Source organism: Methylomonas stagni, assembly GCF_050154735.1.
In the GTDB taxonomy this organism is placed as follows: Bacteria; Pseudomonadota; Gammaproteobacteria; order Methylococcales; family Methylomonadaceae; genus Methylomonas; species Methylomonas koyamae_A.
Genome location: NZ_CP189557.1, coordinates 856,577 through 873,583, shown reverse-complemented (window position 1 = coordinate 873,583; position 17,007 = coordinate 856,577). Strand labels below are relative to the sequence as shown.

The 17,007-nt window shown below is 57.5% G+C and carries 14 protein-coding genes; 4 read left to right on the top strand and 10 right to left on the bottom strand.

Annotated features, from left to right (window positions below; all coding sequences use genetic code 11):
• Positions 1–11 precede the first annotated feature (11 nt).
• A complete protein-coding gene (locus tag ACP4CD_RS04125; RefSeq protein WP_426993688.1) occupies positions 12–539 on the bottom strand; it encodes an RNA polymerase sigma factor in 528 nt (175 codons plus the stop codon).
• A 277-nt stretch (positions 540–816) separates the two neighbouring features.
• On the opposite strand from ACP4CD_RS04125, the gene ACP4CD_RS04120 reads away from it, so the two are divergent.
• Positions 817–1,380, top strand: coding sequence for a chorismate--pyruvate lyase family protein (locus tag ACP4CD_RS04120; protein ID WP_082885576.1), 564 nt, complete (start codon positions 817–819; stop codon positions 1,378–1,380).
• 629 nt (positions 1,381–2,009) lie between these two features.
• Here ACP4CD_RS04120 and ACP4CD_RS04115 read toward each other — a convergent pair.
• The 6 genes from ACP4CD_RS04115 to ACP4CD_RS04090 all read right to left on the bottom strand — a co-directional run bounded on the left by ACP4CD_RS04115 (position 2,010) and on the right by ACP4CD_RS04090 (position 8,059).
• A complete protein-coding gene (locus ACP4CD_RS04115) occupies positions 2,010–3,017 on the bottom strand; it encodes an NAD-dependent epimerase (protein ID WP_426993687.1) in 1,008 nt (335 codons plus the stop codon).
• Positions 3,018–3,020: 3 nt separating this feature from the next.
• Complete coding sequence (tviB, locus tag ACP4CD_RS04110) at positions 3,021–4,292, bottom strand: Vi polysaccharide biosynthesis UDP-N-acetylglucosamine C-6 dehydrogenase TviB (RefSeq protein ID WP_064029793.1); 1,272 nt, start codon at positions 4,290–4,292, stop codon at positions 3,021–3,023.
• A gap of 49 nt (positions 4,293–4,341) precedes the next feature.
• The gene (locus tag ACP4CD_RS04105) at positions 4,342–4,953 is read right to left on the bottom strand and encodes a TetR/AcrR family transcriptional regulator (RefSeq protein ID WP_071156570.1); all 612 of its coding nucleotides are present in this window, start codon (positions 4,951–4,953) and stop codon (positions 4,342–4,344) included.
• Positions 4,954–5,023: 70 nt separating this feature from the next.
• Positions 5,024–5,584 (bottom strand): CDP-diacylglycerol--glycerol-3-phosphate 3-phosphatidyltransferase, encoded by a 561-nt coding sequence (pgsA, locus tag ACP4CD_RS04100; RefSeq protein WP_082885577.1) that lies wholly within the window; start codon positions 5,582–5,584, stop codon positions 5,024–5,026.
• Positions 5,574–7,415, bottom strand: a complete 1,842-nt coding sequence (uvrC, locus tag ACP4CD_RS04095; protein WP_426993686.1) for an excinuclease ABC subunit UvrC — start codon at positions 7,413–7,415, stop codon at positions 5,574–5,576. The genes pgsA and uvrC overlap by 11 nt, the downstream gene beginning before the upstream one ends.
• A complete protein-coding gene (locus tag ACP4CD_RS04090; RefSeq protein WP_281020199.1) occupies positions 7,412–8,059 on the bottom strand; it encodes a uracil-DNA glycosylase in 648 nt (215 codons plus the stop codon). The genes uvrC and ACP4CD_RS04090 overlap by 4 nt, the downstream gene beginning before the upstream one ends.
• A gap of 171 nt (positions 8,060–8,230) precedes the next feature.
• On the opposite strand from ACP4CD_RS04090, the gene ACP4CD_RS04085 reads away from it, so the two are divergent.
• Both ACP4CD_RS04085 and ACP4CD_RS04080 read left to right on the top strand, forming a co-directional pair.
• A complete protein-coding gene (locus ACP4CD_RS04085; protein ID WP_426993685.1) occupies positions 8,231–9,115 on the top strand; it encodes a PilZ domain-containing protein in 885 nt (294 codons plus the stop codon).
• A 664-nt stretch (positions 9,116–9,779) separates the two neighbouring features.
• A complete protein-coding gene (locus ACP4CD_RS04080; RefSeq protein ID WP_426993684.1) occupies positions 9,780–11,261 on the top strand; it encodes an efflux transporter outer membrane subunit in 1,482 nt (493 codons plus the stop codon).
• Positions 11,262–12,207: 946 nt separating this feature from the next.
• Here the strand turns inward: ACP4CD_RS04080 and ACP4CD_RS04075 are convergent.
• On the bottom strand, positions 12,208–12,966 hold the full coding sequence (locus ACP4CD_RS04075) for a tetratricopeptide repeat protein (protein WP_426993683.1): 759 nt from the start codon (positions 12,964–12,966) through the stop codon (positions 12,208–12,210).
• Between the two features lie 139 nt (positions 12,967–13,105).
• Positions 13,106–14,635 (bottom strand): AAA family ATPase, encoded by a 1,530-nt coding sequence (locus ACP4CD_RS04070; RefSeq protein ID WP_426993682.1) that lies wholly within the window; start codon positions 14,633–14,635, stop codon positions 13,106–13,108.
• 773 nt (positions 14,636–15,408) lie between these two features.
• On the opposite strand from ACP4CD_RS04070, the gene ACP4CD_RS04065 reads away from it, so the two are divergent.
• The gene (locus ACP4CD_RS04065) at positions 15,409–15,801 is read left to right on the top strand and encodes a hypothetical protein (protein WP_426993681.1); all 393 of its coding nucleotides are present in this window, start codon (positions 15,409–15,411) and stop codon (positions 15,799–15,801) included.
• Between the two features lie 623 nt (positions 15,802–16,424).
• Here ACP4CD_RS04065 and ACP4CD_RS04060 read toward each other — a convergent pair.
• Positions 16,425–16,754 carry a transposase gene (locus ACP4CD_RS04060; protein ID WP_426993680.1) on the bottom strand — a complete coding sequence of 110 codons (330 nt, stop codon included), beginning with the start codon at positions 16,752–16,754 and terminating at the stop codon, positions 16,425–16,427.
• Between the last annotated feature and the right edge of the window lie 253 nt (positions 16,755–17,007).

Here is a 17,007-nt window from a genome sequence, read left to right as displayed (position 1 = left end):
GCATGCACGGCTCAGTCGGTACCGTTCATTTGCGCGGCCAACAAATGCGCTAACGCAACCTGGACGTTTTTCTCGACCGCGCTGCGGGAAATACCGAAATGCCGGGCAATGCGTTCGTAGGGCCAGTGGTGGAACTTGTGCATCACCAGAATTTGCCGGCGCTGTTCCGACAGGCCCTCCAGCGCTTTCATCAATAACGCGACCTGTTGCTGGTCTTCGACTTGCCGGTCCGGCGTTGGCGCGCCGGCCGGCAATCGCGCCAGCAGGTCGTCCTCGCCATCGTCATCGCGCTCGACGCCGGCTTGGCGCACCTGCTGCTTGCGCAGATGGTCCAAGGCCAGATTACGGCCGATCTGGTACAAAAACGGCCTGGGAAAATGAATATCCTGGGATTGCGCGGTCTGGAGCAGCTTCAAATACGCTTCCTGCGCCAAGTCCTCAGCGGTCTGCGGGCAACCGACGATCGTGAAGATAGAGTGAATCAAGGATTGCCGATGATCGCGAAACAAATCGCCGACATCGACCGCTATGCTGCTCATAATCTGAACTTGGAATTGACCGCAAACGGGACTGGACTAGAGGGTAAGCAATTCGCGGGCCGCCGTTAAACGCCACGAATCTTCGGCCAGCGGCAAGGTCGGCCAGTTCAAAACTGTGTCATATGCCACAGCACCGAGGCATATGACACATGAAGAACCTATCATTCCGGATTCAACCGAGAACGCCGCGTCGGCGGTGTTAAAATACGCTTTTCGACCACCGTCGCACTTTCCATCCGCATGATTGCCCACATCGCATTAGTTCAAGAGGCCACCGTTGGCCAATAACAGTCGTTTGTTCGTCAAAGCACCGCTGTGGCTAGCGCGGAAATCCGCCGATCAACACCGTCTCCCTATCGATTTGCAGTCCTGGCTCGACGAAACCGACTCGTTGACCAAACGTCTGCGCGGGATTTACGGGCAGGATTTTGGGGTTTCGGTGTTGTTCAACCGCTGGCGGCCGGCCTTCATTGACGAATGCCGTTTGCTCGGTCTGCCGACCGCACGTTATCAATTGGTCAGAGAGGTGATGCTGCATGCCGCCGGCCGACCGTTGGTATTGGCGCGGACGATTTTGCCGGAACGCACCATAGAAATTGCGCATCGCAATCTGTCCCACTTGGGTAACCGGCCTCTGGGAGAAGTGATTTTTGCCTATCCGGATCTGGAGCGGCGGCAACGCCAATTCAGCCGCGCGCCCGCGTCGAACTGGTCGCCGGCCTTAGCCGAGGCCGTAGAATTGCGCGAGCCGGTTTGGGGGCGCCGCACCGTCTACGCGATCCATCAGCAACCTCTGGTAGTGGCGGAATTCTTCTTGCCGGGCTTATTTTGGAAGGGCTAAGCAAGATGGGGAGGAAACGGACGATGTTGCTGATTTTTCCGGAACGATGCGGTTTAAATGGATTCCTCCGCCGGAAAACGTTCCCTTCGGCTCCGCTCAGGGAACGCCCTGCACGCCTCGGGAGCGGAGCCGAAAAGCCTCAAACAGGTTCGCTGAGCGGAACCAACCCATCGTCCAGCACCTTCCCTAAGCGGAGCAAGAGTAGCACTCACCCGTTCCCTGAACGGAGCAAAGTACCGCCCTCCCGCTCCCTGAGCAAAGCAAAAGTACCGCCCACCCGTTCCCTGAGCAAAGCAAAAGTACCGCCCACCCGTTCCCTGAACAAAGCAAAAGTACCGCCCACCCGCTCCCTGAACAAAGCAAAAGTACCGCCCACCCGCTCCCTGAACAAAGCAAATGTACCGTGTACCTGTTCCCTAAGCGGAGCAAAAGGACCATCCACCCGCTCCCTGAGCGGAGTCGAAGGAACGGGCCAACGATTCAGCGTTAACCGGCTGAATCACTAATTTCGGCAATCGGAGTTGTTGAATGTGCGATGAAAGCCTCAGTGCTAAAGCCATCGCACCGAGCGGGACGCCATTGGCGGCAGAAGCCGCTCCTGGCAAATTTAGCAATCGCCGATAACAGACTTAAACCCGGTAATACTCGCGATACCAGGTCACGAAACGCTCTATGCCCTCTTGTATCGTGGTACTGGGCTTATAGCCAACATCATCGACCAAGGCTTCGACATCCGCATAGGTATCCGGTACGTCGCCGGGTTGCAGCGGCAACAGGTTTTTCTCGGCGGTTTTACCGAGGAAACGCTCCAGGGTTTCGATGTAGGCCATCAATTCCACCGGGCTTTGGTTGCCGATATTGTAGACCCTCCACGGCGCGCGACTGGTGCCGGGATCGGGTTTGGCGCCGCTCCAGTCCGGATTGGGCTCGGCGGTATGATCCAACGTCCGAATCACGCCTTCGACGATGTCGTCGATATAGGTAAAATCGCGGCGGTGCTTGCCGTAGTTGAACACGTCGATTTTTTCCCCAGCTAAAATCGCCTTGGTAAACAAAAACAAGGCCATGTCCGGACGGCCCCACGGGCCGTAGACGGTAAAAAAGCGCAGTCCGGTAGTCGGCAGGTTGTAGAGATTGCTGTAGGTGTGCGCCATCAACTCGTTAGCCTTCTTGGAAGCAGCGTACAAGCTAAGCGGATGATCCACGTTGTCGTGTACCGAAAACGGCATGGCTTCGTTGGCGCCGTACACCGAACTGCTGGAGGCATAGACCAAATGCTCGACGCCATGATGACGGCAGCCTTCCAGGATGTTGATGAAACCGACGATATTGCTGTCGATATACGCGTAGGGATTTTCGATCGAGTAGCGAACGCCGGCTTGCGCGGCCAGATTGACCACTTTTTGCGGCCGATGCTGTTTGAACAATGCCCCCATACCGCCACGGTCGGCAATATCCAAGCGCACATCGGTAAATCCCGGAAATGCCTGCAAACGCGCCAATCGGTTGATTTTCAGATTGACGTCGTAATAGTCGTTGAGATTGTCTACGCCGATGACTTCGTCGCCGCGCTCCAACAATCGCAACGCCAAATGGTTACCGATAAACCCGGCGGTGCCGGTCACCATGATTTTCATCGCTTACAGTCTCGCGTCGGTCTGATCGGCCGGGAACAGATATTTCAAATCGTAAACCACCGCGTCCGGCTTGCCCAAGGCCCGGATGTCGGCGATAGCCATGTTTCTGAATTCGTCGTGGGCCACCGCCAGGATGATGGCTTCGTATTTGCCGGCTTCCGGCTGGGCTATTGGCCGAATGCCGTATTCGTGGACGGCTTCGTCGGGGTTCACCCATGGATCATAGATATCGACGTTGACGCCGTAGGTGTCCAGTTCGGCGACGATGTCAACGACGCGGGTGTTGCGGATGTCCGGGCAGTTTTCCTTGAAAGTCAAGCCGAGTATCAACACATTGGCTTGCTGCACGTGGAAACGTTTTTTCAGCATCAGCTTAACCAGTTGCGACACCACGTAAACGCCCATGCCGTCGTTGATGCGCCGACCGGACAGAATCACTTCCGGGTTGTAACCGATCGCCTGCGCCTTATGGGTCAGATAATAAGGATCGACTCCGATGCAATGCCCGCCGACCAAGCCGGGCCGGAACGGCAGAAAATTCCATTTGGTGCCGGCCGCGATCAGAACTTCCTCGGTGTCGATGCCTAAACGGTTGAAAATCAGCGCCAACTCGTTGATCAACGCGATGTTGACGTCGCGCTGGGTGTTCTCGATGACTTTCGCCGCCTCGGCCACCTTGATACAGCTGGCTTTGTGGGTGCCGGCGGTAATGATGCTTTTATAGAGTTGATCGACTTTTTCGGCGACTTCCGGCGTCGAACCGGAAGTCACTTTCAGGATATTGGTAACCCGGTGCTGCTTGTCGCCGGGGTTGATCCGTTCGGGACTGTAGCCGACAAAAAAATCCTTATTGAATGTCAAACCGGAACCGCGCTCAAGAATCGGCACGCAAACTTCCTCGGTCGCGCCGGGATAGACGGTGGATTCGTAGATGACGATGTCGCCGGACTTGATCACTTTGCCCAATGTTTCGCTGGCTTTTTGCAGCGGCGTGAAATCGGGCTGCTTATGTTCGTTGATCGGCGTCGGCACCGTGACGATGTAAAAATTGCAGTCGGCGATGTCCGACAAATCGGCGGTATAACTCAAATGAATGGCTTGCGCCAGTTCCTCTTCACTAACTTCCAGCGTGTGATCGTGGCCGGACCTCAGTTCCTCGACCCGGTTGCGATTGATATCGAAACCGACGGTCGGGTATTTATGGCCAAACTCCACAGCCAGCGGCAATCCCACATAACCCAAACCAATCATGCCGATTTTGACGTTTTTTAGCATATACACTGACTCCTGTTCCGCCGCCTAATCGCGGCCGATAGCACCAAAATTATTTTTTGACGATAGCGCCCCACGCGGTTATCCAGGCTTGCGCCAGATAACTCTCGGCCGATTTGGGCAGACTGCCGTTCAGCACCATGGCCAGCATTTGGTTGATGATGCCGAAGAAATAAGTGTAGGCCAATAAAGGATCGATGGCGCGGATTTCGCCGTCGCGCACGCCGTTTTGAAAGATACGCTTGATCTTGTTGAACGCGGCGGTATCCAGCAGCGGCTTGGGCTCGGCCAAAAACTCCTCGCTCTTGACGAACAACAGGAATTGGACGATCTCCGGCGCATCGTCGGTCAGTTTAAACAACAGATCGACGACCTCGCGCAATTGTTCGGCGGCCTTGCGGTTGCGCCGACGGATGTCGTCCACCGAAATGCTCAAGCTGTCGAAGATTTGCTCGTGCAAGGCTTGAGCGATAGCTTGCTTGGTCTTGAAATGCTGATTGATACCGGTATTGGTTTTCAAGCCGAGCGCATCCTTCAAGTCGGTCAGCGACGTATTGAAATACCCGTTCTTGGCAAACAATTTCAACGCCGCTTGTAATACTTCTTCCTGCGTAACGTTGTGCTTTTGGGGAGTTTGTTCTAATTCTTCTTGTTCTTGTTCCATGCTTTATTTATATACAGCTTTACCTGCCGTTTACCCTCTGGTGTACGCGGTCGCGGGACCGCGTTTATCATTATTCTTTAATGGTTGAGAAAGCCGCGACCAGATAATTAACCATCGACCACAATGTCAACACGGCTGACAAGTATAGCAACCAATAACCCATGCTATTGATCGGCAGACCGAACAAGTCGTCGCGATACAACAGCAAACTGATGGCGGCCATTTGCGCGGTGGTTTTCCATTTTCCGAGTTGCGACACCTTGACCTTGGCGCGCTGGCCGATTTCGGCCATCCATTCCCTGAGCGAAGCGATCGCGATCTCGCGGCCGATGATGACCGCCGCAGGTATCGCCAAATACGGATTGGCCTCCGCCTGTACCAACAACACCAACACGAATGCGACCATCAGTTTATCGGCGACCGGGTCCAAAAAGGCACCGAACGCGGTCTGCATATCCATTTTCCTAGCCAGATAGCCATCCAGCCAATCGGTCAGACCGGCGACCAGAAAGATTGACGTACACGCCAGTTTGGAATAGTCCCACGGCAGATAAAACACGATCGCCAACAGCGGAATCAAAGCGATCCGCAACAAGGTCAAATAAGTCGGTATCGTGAATCTAATGGTCATCTTGTTGATGAAATGTATCGTAAATCCGCTGTGCTAAGTGCCGACTAATGCCTTCTATGCTGGTTAACGCATCGACGCTGGCCTTGACCACGCCCTGCAAGCCGCCGAATTGTTTCAATAAACTCTGGCGGCGCTTGGGCCCCAGACCGGCAATATCCTCCAGCGTCGAGCGGTTTCTGGCTTTGCCCCGGCGTTGCCGGTGGCCGGTGATGGCAAACCGGTGCGCCTCGTCGCGAATCTGTTGTATCAACAACAAAGCCGCCGCGCCCGGCGTGACATCCAGCGGCTGATCACGACCCGCCAGAATGATTTTTTCCATGCCGGCTTTCCGATCCGGACCTTTGGCTACCCCAACTATCATAACATTGTTTATCTGCAATTCGGCCAAAGCCTTTTCCGCCTCGCCGACCTGCCCCTTGCCGCCGTCGATGAATAAAATGTCCGGCGCCGGATGTTCGCCCTGCTTTTGGCGCTTAAAGCGCCGGAACACCGCTTGATGAATCGCCGCGTAATCGTCGCCGCCGGTCACGCCTTCGATATTGAAGCGGCGGTAATCGGATTTGACCGGTCCGTTGCGATCGAACACCACGCAGGACGCCACGGTCTGCTCGCCCAAGGTATGACTGATGTCGAAGCACTCCAGCCTGGACGGGGTTTCCGGGCAATGCAATTCCTGTTGCAAACTCAAAAACCGGCCGAACAGACCTTGTTGATCGGCCAGTTTCACGTTCAACGCCGATTCGGCGTTAGTCGTCGCCATTTGCAGCCATTTGGCACGCTCGCCGCGCACGCTCGCCGAAATCGCCACCGCGCGCTTAGCCTGTTCGCCAAGTACCTCGGCCAGCAGTTCGGCTTCCGGCGGCTGATGGCTAACAATCAATTCCGCCGGCACGGTCTTCTCCAGATAAAACTGAGCGATGAAGGCTTGCAAAATCTCCGCGGGCCCGTCGTCGTCGCTAATTTTCGGGAAGAATTGGCGATTGCCCAAATTCTGGCCGGCACGGATGAAGAACACCTGCACGCAGGCCGCGCCGGCCTTGGCGGCGCAGGCCACGATGTCCACGTCCCCCTTCTCGCCTTCGACGCATTGTTTTTCCAACACCGCGCGCAAGCGCCCAATCTGATCGCGATAAAACGCCGCGGCTTCGAATTCCAACTCGGCCGATGCCGCCTCCATCTTGGCGACCAGATTGTCGATTAATAAACCGCCCTTGCCTTCCAAGAACAAAATCGTGTTTTCAACGTCGGCGGCATAGGCCTCCTTGCCGACCAAGCCCACGCACGGCGCGGTACAACGTTCGATCTGATACTGCAAACACGGCCGTGACCTGGCGTTGTAATACGCGTCCTCGCACTGCCGTACCGGAAAAATCTTTTGCAACAACTTCAATGTTTCCTTAACCGCGCTGGCGCTAGGGTAAGGACCGAAATAGCGGCCGCGCCGCTTCTTGGCACCGCGATGAAAGCTCAGTTGTGGGAAGTCGTGAAAACTGGAGATAAACACATAGGGATAGGATTTATCGTCGCGCAGACTGATGTTGTAGCGCGGCTTGTGGCGCTTGATCAGCTGGCTTTCCAGCAACAAGGCCTCACCCTCGGTATGCGTCACGGTGACTTCGATCGCGGCGATCCTGGCAACCATCGCCTGTTGCTTGGGCGACACCGCGTTGCCGCGAAAATAGCTCGACACCCGGTTTTTCAGGTTCTTGGCCTTGCCGATGTAAATGATCTCGGCATTGGCGTCGAGCATGCGATAAATGCCCGGCCGTTGCGTCAAGGTCTTTAAGAAGGCCTTAACGTCGAAACCGGACAGGTCGGCGCTCTCGGTCACGGCGCTTCGGCTAACAAGCGTTTGACGGTTTGAAAGATCTCGGCGAACATCGCCACGCTCAAGCGATTGGTTTGCACGTTGTAACGGCTGCAATGGTAAGAGCTGACCAAGGTATTCCCGTCCGGCAGCTCAAAACACACGTGATGCGCGAATTTGACGGTATTGGCCTTCAAGCCGTAAGCGCGCAAAACCGCCTGATGAGCGATATTGCCCAGCGCCAATATCACCGAATGCGCCGGCAGCGTTTTCACTTCCTCGGCCAGGTACGGATTGCATTGTTTGATTTCGTCGCCGGTCGGCTTGTTTTGCGGCGGTAAACACTTGACTGCATTGGTGATCCGACAGTTCGTCAACACCAAGCCGTCCGTCAAGTTTGCCGACTCCGCTTGGTTGCTGAAACCGAAATCGTGCAAGGCCCGGTACAGCAGCAAGCCGGCATAATCGCCGGTAAACGGCCTGCCGCTGGCATTGGCGCCGTGCATGCCCGGCGCCAGCCCCACCACCAGCAAACGCGCTTGCGGATCGCCGAACGGCGCCACCGGCCGCGCGTGGTAATCGGGATGTTGACATTTGACGTCGTCGAGAAAAGCGGCCAAACGCGGGCAGAGGCGGCAATCCTGATTAAAGTATGCGGAATCGGACATAAAGATTTCGGTAATGGAAAACCCGCCGATTTTACCGGAGAGCGGCCGGTTTTGCGCTGACGGCTTTACGCCCGCCTCCCACCCGCTCTCGACCAGCACCGGATCGGGAAGAATTTGTCAATTCGGCGCGTTTCGCTATGCTGTAGCAGGCAACCTCCACCGAGAAATTCCATGAGCGCAAACACGGACAACCAGAATAAAATCAACCGCAGGACCGCGTTGCGCATCTACGAATCGGTCAACTTGTTTTACCGAAAAATACCCGGCGGCCGACCGCAAAACCCGCCCGACTTCGACGATCTGCTCGATACCGACCCAAACCCGGCGACAAGCTTGCCGGTTTCGGAAAGCGTCGAAAACGATACCTTGCAAGCCAACCTCAGCACCGGCGGGATCGCCTTCACCGCGGACGACGCGCTACTGGCCGGCGACCGTTTAATGCTGAGAATCTTGCTGCTGTCCAGCCTAACGACGATCAACGTCTGCGGCGAAGTGGCCTATTGCAAGCCCAGCAACCCTTACGAAGACGACCGCTATCCGTTCACGATCGGCGCCCGCTTCATCAACCTGAGCGACGCCGACAGCGAATTGCTGCGGCAGCACATAGAACGCCACAATCGGCGGCGCATCGCGGTCAATCTGATCGGCGCGGCCGGTTTGTCGACCGTGTTGACGGCCCCAGATCTAGTGTGGGGCTTACTGGTCGGTTTGTTCCACCATCTGCTCGAAGTGGTATTGCACGTCGCCCATCTGCTGTTCGAATACCTGGAAATGGGTCTGGATCACGTCATAGAACACGCTTTTCACACCGACACCCACGAAACCCAGGTCATCGTCTTTTACATTCTGGTCAGCTTCGCGTTAATGGCGCTGTATTTGCTCGGCCGCAAGATCCCGGCTTGGTACCGAAGCGCATCTAAGGCCATGCTACTGTATGTTTCTCGCAAAAAGTCCAGCCTCCTGTATTTTTGGGGACAACAAAGCCCGGTGGATAAGTGCAAAATCGTCGGCGTCGGCGGCGCCGCGCTGATCGCCTATTGGTACTTGGCGATTTGAATCCGTGAGCACATTGCGCCGCCGACGGCCGCGATCGCATCGTCACTCACTGCTTGCACACCAACAGGCCGACACCAGACTTTGCTGAAGAAACACCAACAAGCACCGTGCATCCGAGTACGGCACCCCGCAAACCGCGCCGCGCGTACCGGCCAGCCATATCGATCAAGTGCTTAGTTCTAGCTTGTCGGATTCTCGGTAGTGCTCGTCATTTCGGCAGGGATTGCCGAAATCCAGACCCCATGGATGGATCGAAGCTCGCCACCCATGGCACTGGATACCCGCTTCCCGGCGGGTATGACGGTCTTTCTTCTAATCCGACAAAGTAGAATTCGCCGTCGCGCCAAACGCCGGCGCGCTAAGTGCCGACCCGGAACCTCTGTCACGATAAACCGGCACGCGGCTTGCTTTATCAACACCAACGGGAACGATGCGCCTAAAGCCGGGTCAATGAAGTCGGCGCCGCATCGGCCACTTGCCAGCGCTAGCGCCTGTAAACCCATGCCGGCCCATCCCGAGATCAGATCGTCGATGAAGGCGCGGCCCCGCCCGCTTCGCGGCAGACTAAAACACGATAAACTGACCTTGCTTGAACCACCGCCCGATCAACCGCTCAGCGCCCGATTCCGCCCATTCTTCCGACTTTTACCGAATCTCCACCGTCATGTTTCGTAACCCCAGACTCGCGCATTCCGTTTTGCTGTTTACGCTGCCTTTAACCGCCTGCACGGTCGGCCCCGACTACGTCCGCCCACAAGCCAACATTTCCAACGAGTTCAAGGAAGCCCAAGGCTGGAAACCCGCTCAACCGCGCGACACCGCCTTGCCCGGCAAATGGTGGGAGATCTTCAACGATCCGATACTGAACGGACTGGAAGAACAAGTGCTCGGCGCCAACCAATCCATCGTGCAGGCCGAAGCCCAATACCGGCAGGCCCAGCATTTAGTGCAATCGGCGCAATCCTCGCTGCTGCCGATCGCCACGTTGACCGGCACTTTCAACCGCTTCAAGGCCGCTACCGGCCAAAGCGTCGCGGTGTCCGGCGTGCGCAACTTGTTCGGCCAAGCGGTCGGCGTGGCCTGGGAACCGGATTTGTGGGGCACGGTGCGGCGCCAGATCGAAGCCAATACCGGCAACGCCCAGGCCAGCGCGGCCACCTTGCACGCGCTGATTTTGTCCAGCCAAGCCAGCTTGGCCGACAATTACTTTCAATTGCGGACGCTGGATGCCCAGAAAGCCCTGCTCGACGAAACCGTCGCCGCCTACAGCAAAACCCTGGAAATCACCCAAAACCGTTACGCGGTCGGCGTCGTCGCCAAAGCCGACGTCGTCCAGGCCGAAACCCAACTGGAAACCGCCCGCGCCCAATCCATCGATCTGGGCGTGCAGCGCGCCAAGCTGGAACACGCGATCGCAGTATTAATCGGCAAAACTCCGGCGGAACTGGCGCTAGCGCCGGCACCGCTAAATTTGCAACCGCCGGGCATTCCGGTCAGCCTGCCCTCGGAATTGCTGGAGCGCCGCCCGGACATCGCCGCCGCCGAACGCAAAATCGCCGCCGCCAACGCCCAGATCGGCGTCGCCAAGGCGGCCTATTATCCAACCTTGAATCTGGCCACCACCAACGGCTTTCAATCCCCGACCGCCGACAATCTGTTCACGATGGCCCGCCGCTATTGGGCGCTGGGTCCGGCCGGGTTGGCCCTGACCTTGTTCGACGGCGGCGCCAAGAATGCGCAATACAAACAAGCGATCGATGCCTACGACGCCAGCGTCGCCGGCTATCGGCAAACAGTGCTGACCGGCTTTCAAGAAGTCGAGGACAATCTGGCCGCGTTAAGGATTTTGGACGAAGAAACCCAAGTCCAGGACAAGGCGGTCGCCGCCGCCAAACACGCGCTGGCCCTGACCAACAATCAATACCAAGCCGGCACGGTCAGCTATTTGAACGTCATGACCGCCCAAACCGCCGCGTTGTCCAACCAACAAACCGCGGTACAACTACTGGGCCAGCGCTTGTCCGCTTCGGTGCAGTTGGTCAAAGCCGTCGGCGGCGGCTGGAACGAAACCCTGCTGCCCAGCGAGGATCAAGCCGCCGGCGAACGCAAATGGACCGATTATTTAATTTTGCCGCTGGTCGAATAAACCGCCGGAATGCCGCGCTCGCGCGGGACATCGGAACCTGACCGCCGTCACCGCCACGACGAACGAACAGACCGATCGAGCAAAAGCACAACCGCTCGCGCGGCCTTCCAACTAACGCTGATGAAACCGCCGCGTCGCCCCGGCAAATGAAAGTCCATGGCGTGGGAACGGCTTTAGTCGCGATTGACAGTGCTCCGACACCGAATTGGGCGACCGTGTCCGGCGACTTTCATAGCAAGGTTACGGGCGAGAACCCGATCGAATCGGATCGCCGCCTTGCGTTGACCAACGCGACGCGTGAGCGCCGATGCCGGCCGGCGCGGAAACATCACTCGGCATGCCGTGCCGAACCCGCAACAGCCCATGTTCGACAGCGAGCGTTCCGTTCCGCACAGCGAAGAGTCTGTGTTGAACACGCAACCTCGCCCGATCAACGCGCGCGCGTCCTGGATGAACACTCGGCCTTTCTCGATAAATACCCAAGCCTCATCGCGCGACAGGCAACGTTCTACGATAAACACCGGCGCATTTGCGATGAACAGTCACGCGTTTACGATGAAATAGCACCGTTGCGTGTCGATTGGAGCCGGGCCGCTGTTTGCCGGAGAAGCTTGCGTGTTGGACGAGCAAGTCCCGGTGTTCGGCGGAGACCGTCCGATGTCATTCGGAGGACTGCCGATGTTCAACAGAGACGGCCCAGTGTTAATCGGAGAGACTTCGCTGTTCAACAGAAACGGCCCGGTGTTAATCGGACAATGCCGCTGATTCATCCGATGCGCTTGAGTGTTCGGGATGGAAGGCTGTACTTAATTCACCGACAGTTGCGTTTTGGAATATCAACGCCGGGGTTCGATTGTTGAAGCCTGCGGTTTCGAACGACACGGCCGAGGCTTGGAGGCGGAAGGTTCCGGTCGAAAGCCTGGGCGCCGCTGGCGAAGCGGAGCAATCAGCCTTCGCCGGCGGGCTGGCGGCATTCGGCCAGAGTTTCCAGCGCATGTTTAAGGTCCTTGGAACCGAGCGGGGTATAAATTTCCACCGCCTTTTCGGCATACGGCAAGGCTTCCTCACCCTTGCCCTGCCGAACTAGGGCATGGGCAGTACGCCGAGAATTTGCTGCTATCAACTCTCGGCGGCCTAGGGCTTCGGATAAGCTCAAGGCTTCGCGGGCCAAGGATTCGGCGGTCGGCCAGTCGTTCCGGTCAAGCGCTAATGCAGCCAGATTGCCGGTATAGGTCGCGATGCCTTCCGGATTAGGTATGTTTTTCGCGATGAGCAAGGCCTCGCGGTAGTCGCGCTCGGCGGCGTCCAAATCGCCGTATGATATTTCCGCGTTTGCTAGACTGTTTAAGCAAATCGCAACATCCACGCTTTCGGGCGCCAAGCTTCTATCCAGGTCAAGAGCCGTTCGATACGCGGCTATCGCCGACTCGTATTGGCCCTGAATTTTAAACGCCAATCCTCGCAAACGCGCCGCAACCGATTTTTCGCGGGTGACCGTTAACCCCGAATGTTCCGCCGCCGACCAATGTCGTTCGGCCCGCTCGGCGCACACCAACACGAGCTCCGCTTCACCGCGTAACATATACACCCAACCAGCGTAGTTAGCGCGCCAACCGGCTCTCCAATCATCGGCTGCCGCTAATGCCTTGGCTTCGGCATCGGTCTCCAATGCGAGCCATTCGTCCCAGCGGCCGGTGAAATCCAAAAATCTCGTAATGCATTGCAAACCGTTTGCAAGCGCTCATTGGAACCTGCCAGCAAAATCGGCAAGGCCGATGCCAAGCTAGGCCACTCCATATCAAGTACCGCAAAACGATCATAGCTTTGATAACCGTTTTCGACGATCAGAGCATAGGCGCGCTGCTCCAGCCGGCCGCCGGCGGCCGCGACTGTTTCCGGCCGGCGGCGGCGCAAAAATCGGCGACCAAGGGCACCAACACAAAACGGCGCTCTTCGGTGTCCGGTACTACCAGCGCGCGGGCCGCGAGTCCGCCAAGGGCATGTTCGGCGGCCAGCTCGTTAATCTCGGCCAATTCGGCAATGAGTTTGAGCGTCGTCGGCAGCGTGAAATGCGCCAGCGCCGCCAGCACTTGGGTTTCGGCTTCGGAAAAGCTGTCCAGCAAGTCGCCGAACACGAATTCCAACGGGTTGTTATTGGCCGGCGCGGCGCGTAAAAACGCCAGCGCCGCCGCCACAGTTTTGCAGCGGCCCATGCCCAGTTGGCCGGCCAGCCAACGCATCAACAAGGGATTGCCGCCGGTCTCGTCGTACAGGCTGCGCCGTTCCGCGCCGCCGGTTTCATTCAACAAGCGGTTGTCGCGGGCCATTTCCGCCAACAGTTGTTCGGCGGCCGGCCAATCCAGTTTATCCAAACGCACCGTTACCGCGCTGGCATCGGCGCGGCGCCGGCTGGTGACCAAGGCGCTGCAACTGCGCGGCAGGCGGTTCAAGAAGGTAAACAATTGGTCCCGGTCGGTTTCCGGCAAGGTTTCCAGATTGTCCAACACCAGCAACACGTTTACGCCCCGCAACACGCGCAACACCGCCTCGGTGCGTTCCAGATCGGCCAGTTTGGTCAATTGGGGCTGCGCAACTTCTCGGGCGATCGCGTTCAGCATTTCCAGATAGCCTGGAAGCACGAAATGGCCCAGTGCGCGTTGGCCGTCGGCGGTCAGTTCCCGCTCCTTGGCCGACAGAAACACGATGCGCTCGAAGCGGCCTGCCGGCACGCATTCCGCCGCGCGTACCGCCAACGCGGTCTTGCCGATGCCGCCCGGCCCGTCGATCAGCGCGCCCCAGCCGCGCGCGTCTTCGGCCAGGGACTCCGCGATTTTTTGCAGCTCGCCGTCGCGACCGAAGAAATATTGCAGGCGCGGCAGATTGTTGGGAATCGCGGCTTGCAGCTTGATTGGCTTGGTTTTGTGCCGGCCGCTGAGGTAATAATCCGCCGGCTTATCGGCGTTCAGCGCCAAGCGCTCCAGAATCAAATCGGCGGTTTCGGCGGGGCTGATGTCGTCGAGATCGGTATAACCGGCTAAACCTCGCAAACCCTTGCCTTCGACTTTATTGAAGCGGGTCAACATGACTTCGCCGACTTTGCGGGCTTTCAGCAAGCCATAAATCGCGTTCCATTCCAAGCCGCACCATTCCTTGGTTTCGTAATCCGGGCAAAACACCGCGACCACCAAATCCGCTTCCTGCTCGTACAGATCCGGCAAATAAAATGCCAGATCGCTACGGGAAAATTCGGCCCGGTGATAACGATCGTAAAGAATCTCGGCTTTACTGAAATGTTCGGCCAATAAGTCGGCCATCTGTTCGACGAATTGGCGCTTTTCGCCGGCGAAGGAAAATGCGATACGGAAACGGCGCATGGTGAGGTCTATGTGTGGGCTGTTGGTTTACCGGCGTTACCGGGGTTCAGGTTTATCGTTTGGTTGAGCTTTTGAGAGGTTCCCTTCGACTCCGCTCAGGGAACGACAGCTCCGCTCAGAGAAGGACGGCTTCACTAAGGGTATGACCGCCCGCTCAGGGAGTGACAGCTCCGCCCAAGGAACGACGGTCTCACTCTGGGAACGACCGCCCGCTCAGGAAGCGACGGCTCCGCTCAAAGAAGGACGGCTTCTCTCTGGGAACGACGGCTCCGTTCAGAGAAGGACGACTTCACTCTGGGAACGACCGCCGCTCCCAACACGGAGTCGAAGCGAACGACTGCGCGCGTTCCCTGAGCGGAGCCGCCGCCCCCTGAGCGGAGCCGAAGGGAGCGCGGCGGTAGATTCAATCATCAACAGGCCGAATCATAATTCGCTCGACTCGTTTGCAAGGCGGCAAACGTAGCGCCATCAGTCCGCTAGTGTAGCCGGAAAGCGGCGCGGCGGAATCCCGGCGATGAACGTTTGTCGCGGCTGTCGGACCAAACCACGATCAGCCTTCGAATGCCAAGCGGGCGCCGCTTAATCTCGAACATGGTCAACCAAGGTTTTGCTCTAGCCAAGCGCCCGGTCCGGGCTATACTAAAAGGTACTTTCCACGCGCTCTTCGCTAGACGCCAAACCCGGCGGATGTCCCGCCACCACTTCAGCCGAGCCGTCGCGGCATTCCATCGGCCGCTCGCACTGTCAACGGCTTCTGATATGGGAGATAGCTCATGACAAACATCACAGCATTCATTCTCTGCGCCGGCTTGCTGGCCGCTTGCGCCTCGTCCGGCCCGGTGGCCCGCCGCGACCCGAACGATCATCGCGGTTACGCGGCCGACGCGATGCGTTGCAGCCAAGCATCGATGCGCATGGAAGCCATCAAAGTGCCCACGCCGCATGCGCTCAGTGTCGTCGAAATACCGACCATCCCGGACGCCGGACGCTTCACCGCCTGCATGGATTACGCCAAATGGCCGGTAGCGCGCGCGGACACGGCGCAGTATCTCAAGGTATCAACCGTATGCCTAAACCGGGCCAGGAATGCCGACAACGCCGACGAAACCTATGCCGACTGCATCAAAGCCAGCCAATTGAGTATCGAGTTAATCCCGAACCAGTAACGAAGCGGAGGGCATGATCCCCGCGCCCTTTTCGAGCATCCCCCGTACTCTGGTTGCGACCGGTTTCCAAAACTGAGCGGCTGCCGCGACCGCTTAAACGCAACCGGCGTCAAGTCGATCATCTCGGCATTACCCCATCGGATCGGTTTTGCGACACCGCCAACCACTGAATCAGTTTACCGCTTTCACTAAACAAGAGGCTTTACGGAAAGCGCGGCGACGAATACCTGCCCCAAGTCCGGCAATCCGCGACTCGCGCCACTCTCGCACCGCAACAATTTCAGGTAAGGCGCGCCCGGTAAACTTTGACGGTGCGCCATGACCCGTGTTTTATATGCGCTTTGACTTGATCCCAGGAATGGCCTTACTCCTAATGTTCTCGAATTCTCGCAATCGGCTTTCCCGTTCAGGCTTCACCGCCGGTGAATCCATCAGAGCCTCCGAAACCGCCGCGACACCGGCCAAAATCAATGCTACGAGTTGAATACGTTCCTGGACCGGTCGTTCGTGACCGCTTTGTTGCACAAATCCCTGATCAAGCAAACTCCCCTTACCCCAAACCCGCCGGACGGTTTTAGGGGTTAGCTACCGCGATTGGCCGACCGACCCGATTCGAGCTCACCTCAATGCCCGAATTCCGGAGTTTCGGCGTCGACTCCCAGCTGAACCTTGCGCGATTGGCGGCGATACTCCACGCCGGGTTTCTTGGTTTTGCATTTATGCTTTGGACACTTGCCTTCGCCCAACATCTTTACTGCGGAGCGATCGACAAGTAGACGCAAGCCATTGGGATGGGCGCGATAGGAAATACACACCGGCACATGTTGCTGGCAACGGCAAAGCGTCGGGTAATAGGGCTTAACCCGATCAAGGCCAAACAATTTCAATATACTGGCGACCATCCGGCTGGCTTGCCGCTGCGCCAAACCGAACAAGTTTTGATCATCAAACAAAACCGGATCGCCGCATCCGAAAATTTCTCGGCCGGCCCTCGCCGGCCACGGGCAGGTGCCAGCCAATCCATAGCTGCATAAAGCCACGGCTCCACAGGGATTGGTTATAGTCTCGCCAGGTAGTGGTTAGGAATTTCAAGGGTTCTGGCTTGGGCGTTTCGGCTTGTGTTCAATGACTTCCCTTGTATTATGGAGACCGCCGGCGATTTATGCGACAAAGCCCCGTGACGGGCAAATACAGCCCTGGATAATC

Coding starts and splice junctions, on each gene's coding strand:
- ACP4CD_RS04090 (WP_281020199.1), bottom strand. CDS start 8,059: ATGTCCGATTCCGCATACTTTAATCAGGATTGCCGCCTCTGCCCGCGT.
- pgsA (WP_082885577.1), bottom strand. CDS start 5,584: ATGACCATTAGATTCACGATACCGACTTATTTGACCTTGTTGCGGATC.
- ACP4CD_RS04125 (WP_426993688.1), bottom strand. CDS start 539: ATGAGCAGCATAGCGGTCGATGTCGGCGATTTGTTTCGCGATCATCGG.
- tviB (WP_064029793.1), bottom strand. CDS start 4,292: ATGCTAAAAAACGTCAAAATCGGCATGATTGGTTTGGGTTATGTGGGA.
- ACP4CD_RS04105 (WP_071156570.1), bottom strand. CDS start 4,953: ATGGAACAAGAACAAGAAGAATTAGAACAAACTCCCCAAAAGCACAAC.
- ACP4CD_RS04065 (WP_426993681.1), top strand. CDS start 15,409: ATGACAAACATCACAGCATTCATTCTCTGCGCCGGCTTGCTGGCCGCT.
- ACP4CD_RS04080 (WP_426993684.1), top strand. CDS start 9,780: ATGTTTCGTAACCCCAGACTCGCGCATTCCGTTTTGCTGTTTACGCTG.
- ACP4CD_RS04070 (WP_426993682.1), bottom strand. CDS start 14,635: ATGCGCCGTTTCCGTATCGCATTTTCCTTCGCCGGCGAAAAGCGCCAA.
- ACP4CD_RS04115 (WP_426993687.1), bottom strand. CDS start 3,017: ATGAAAATCATGGTGACCGGCACCGCCGGGTTTATCGGTAACCATTTG.
- ACP4CD_RS04085 (WP_426993685.1), top strand. CDS start 8,231: ATGAGCGCAAACACGGACAACCAGAATAAAATCAACCGCAGGACCGCG.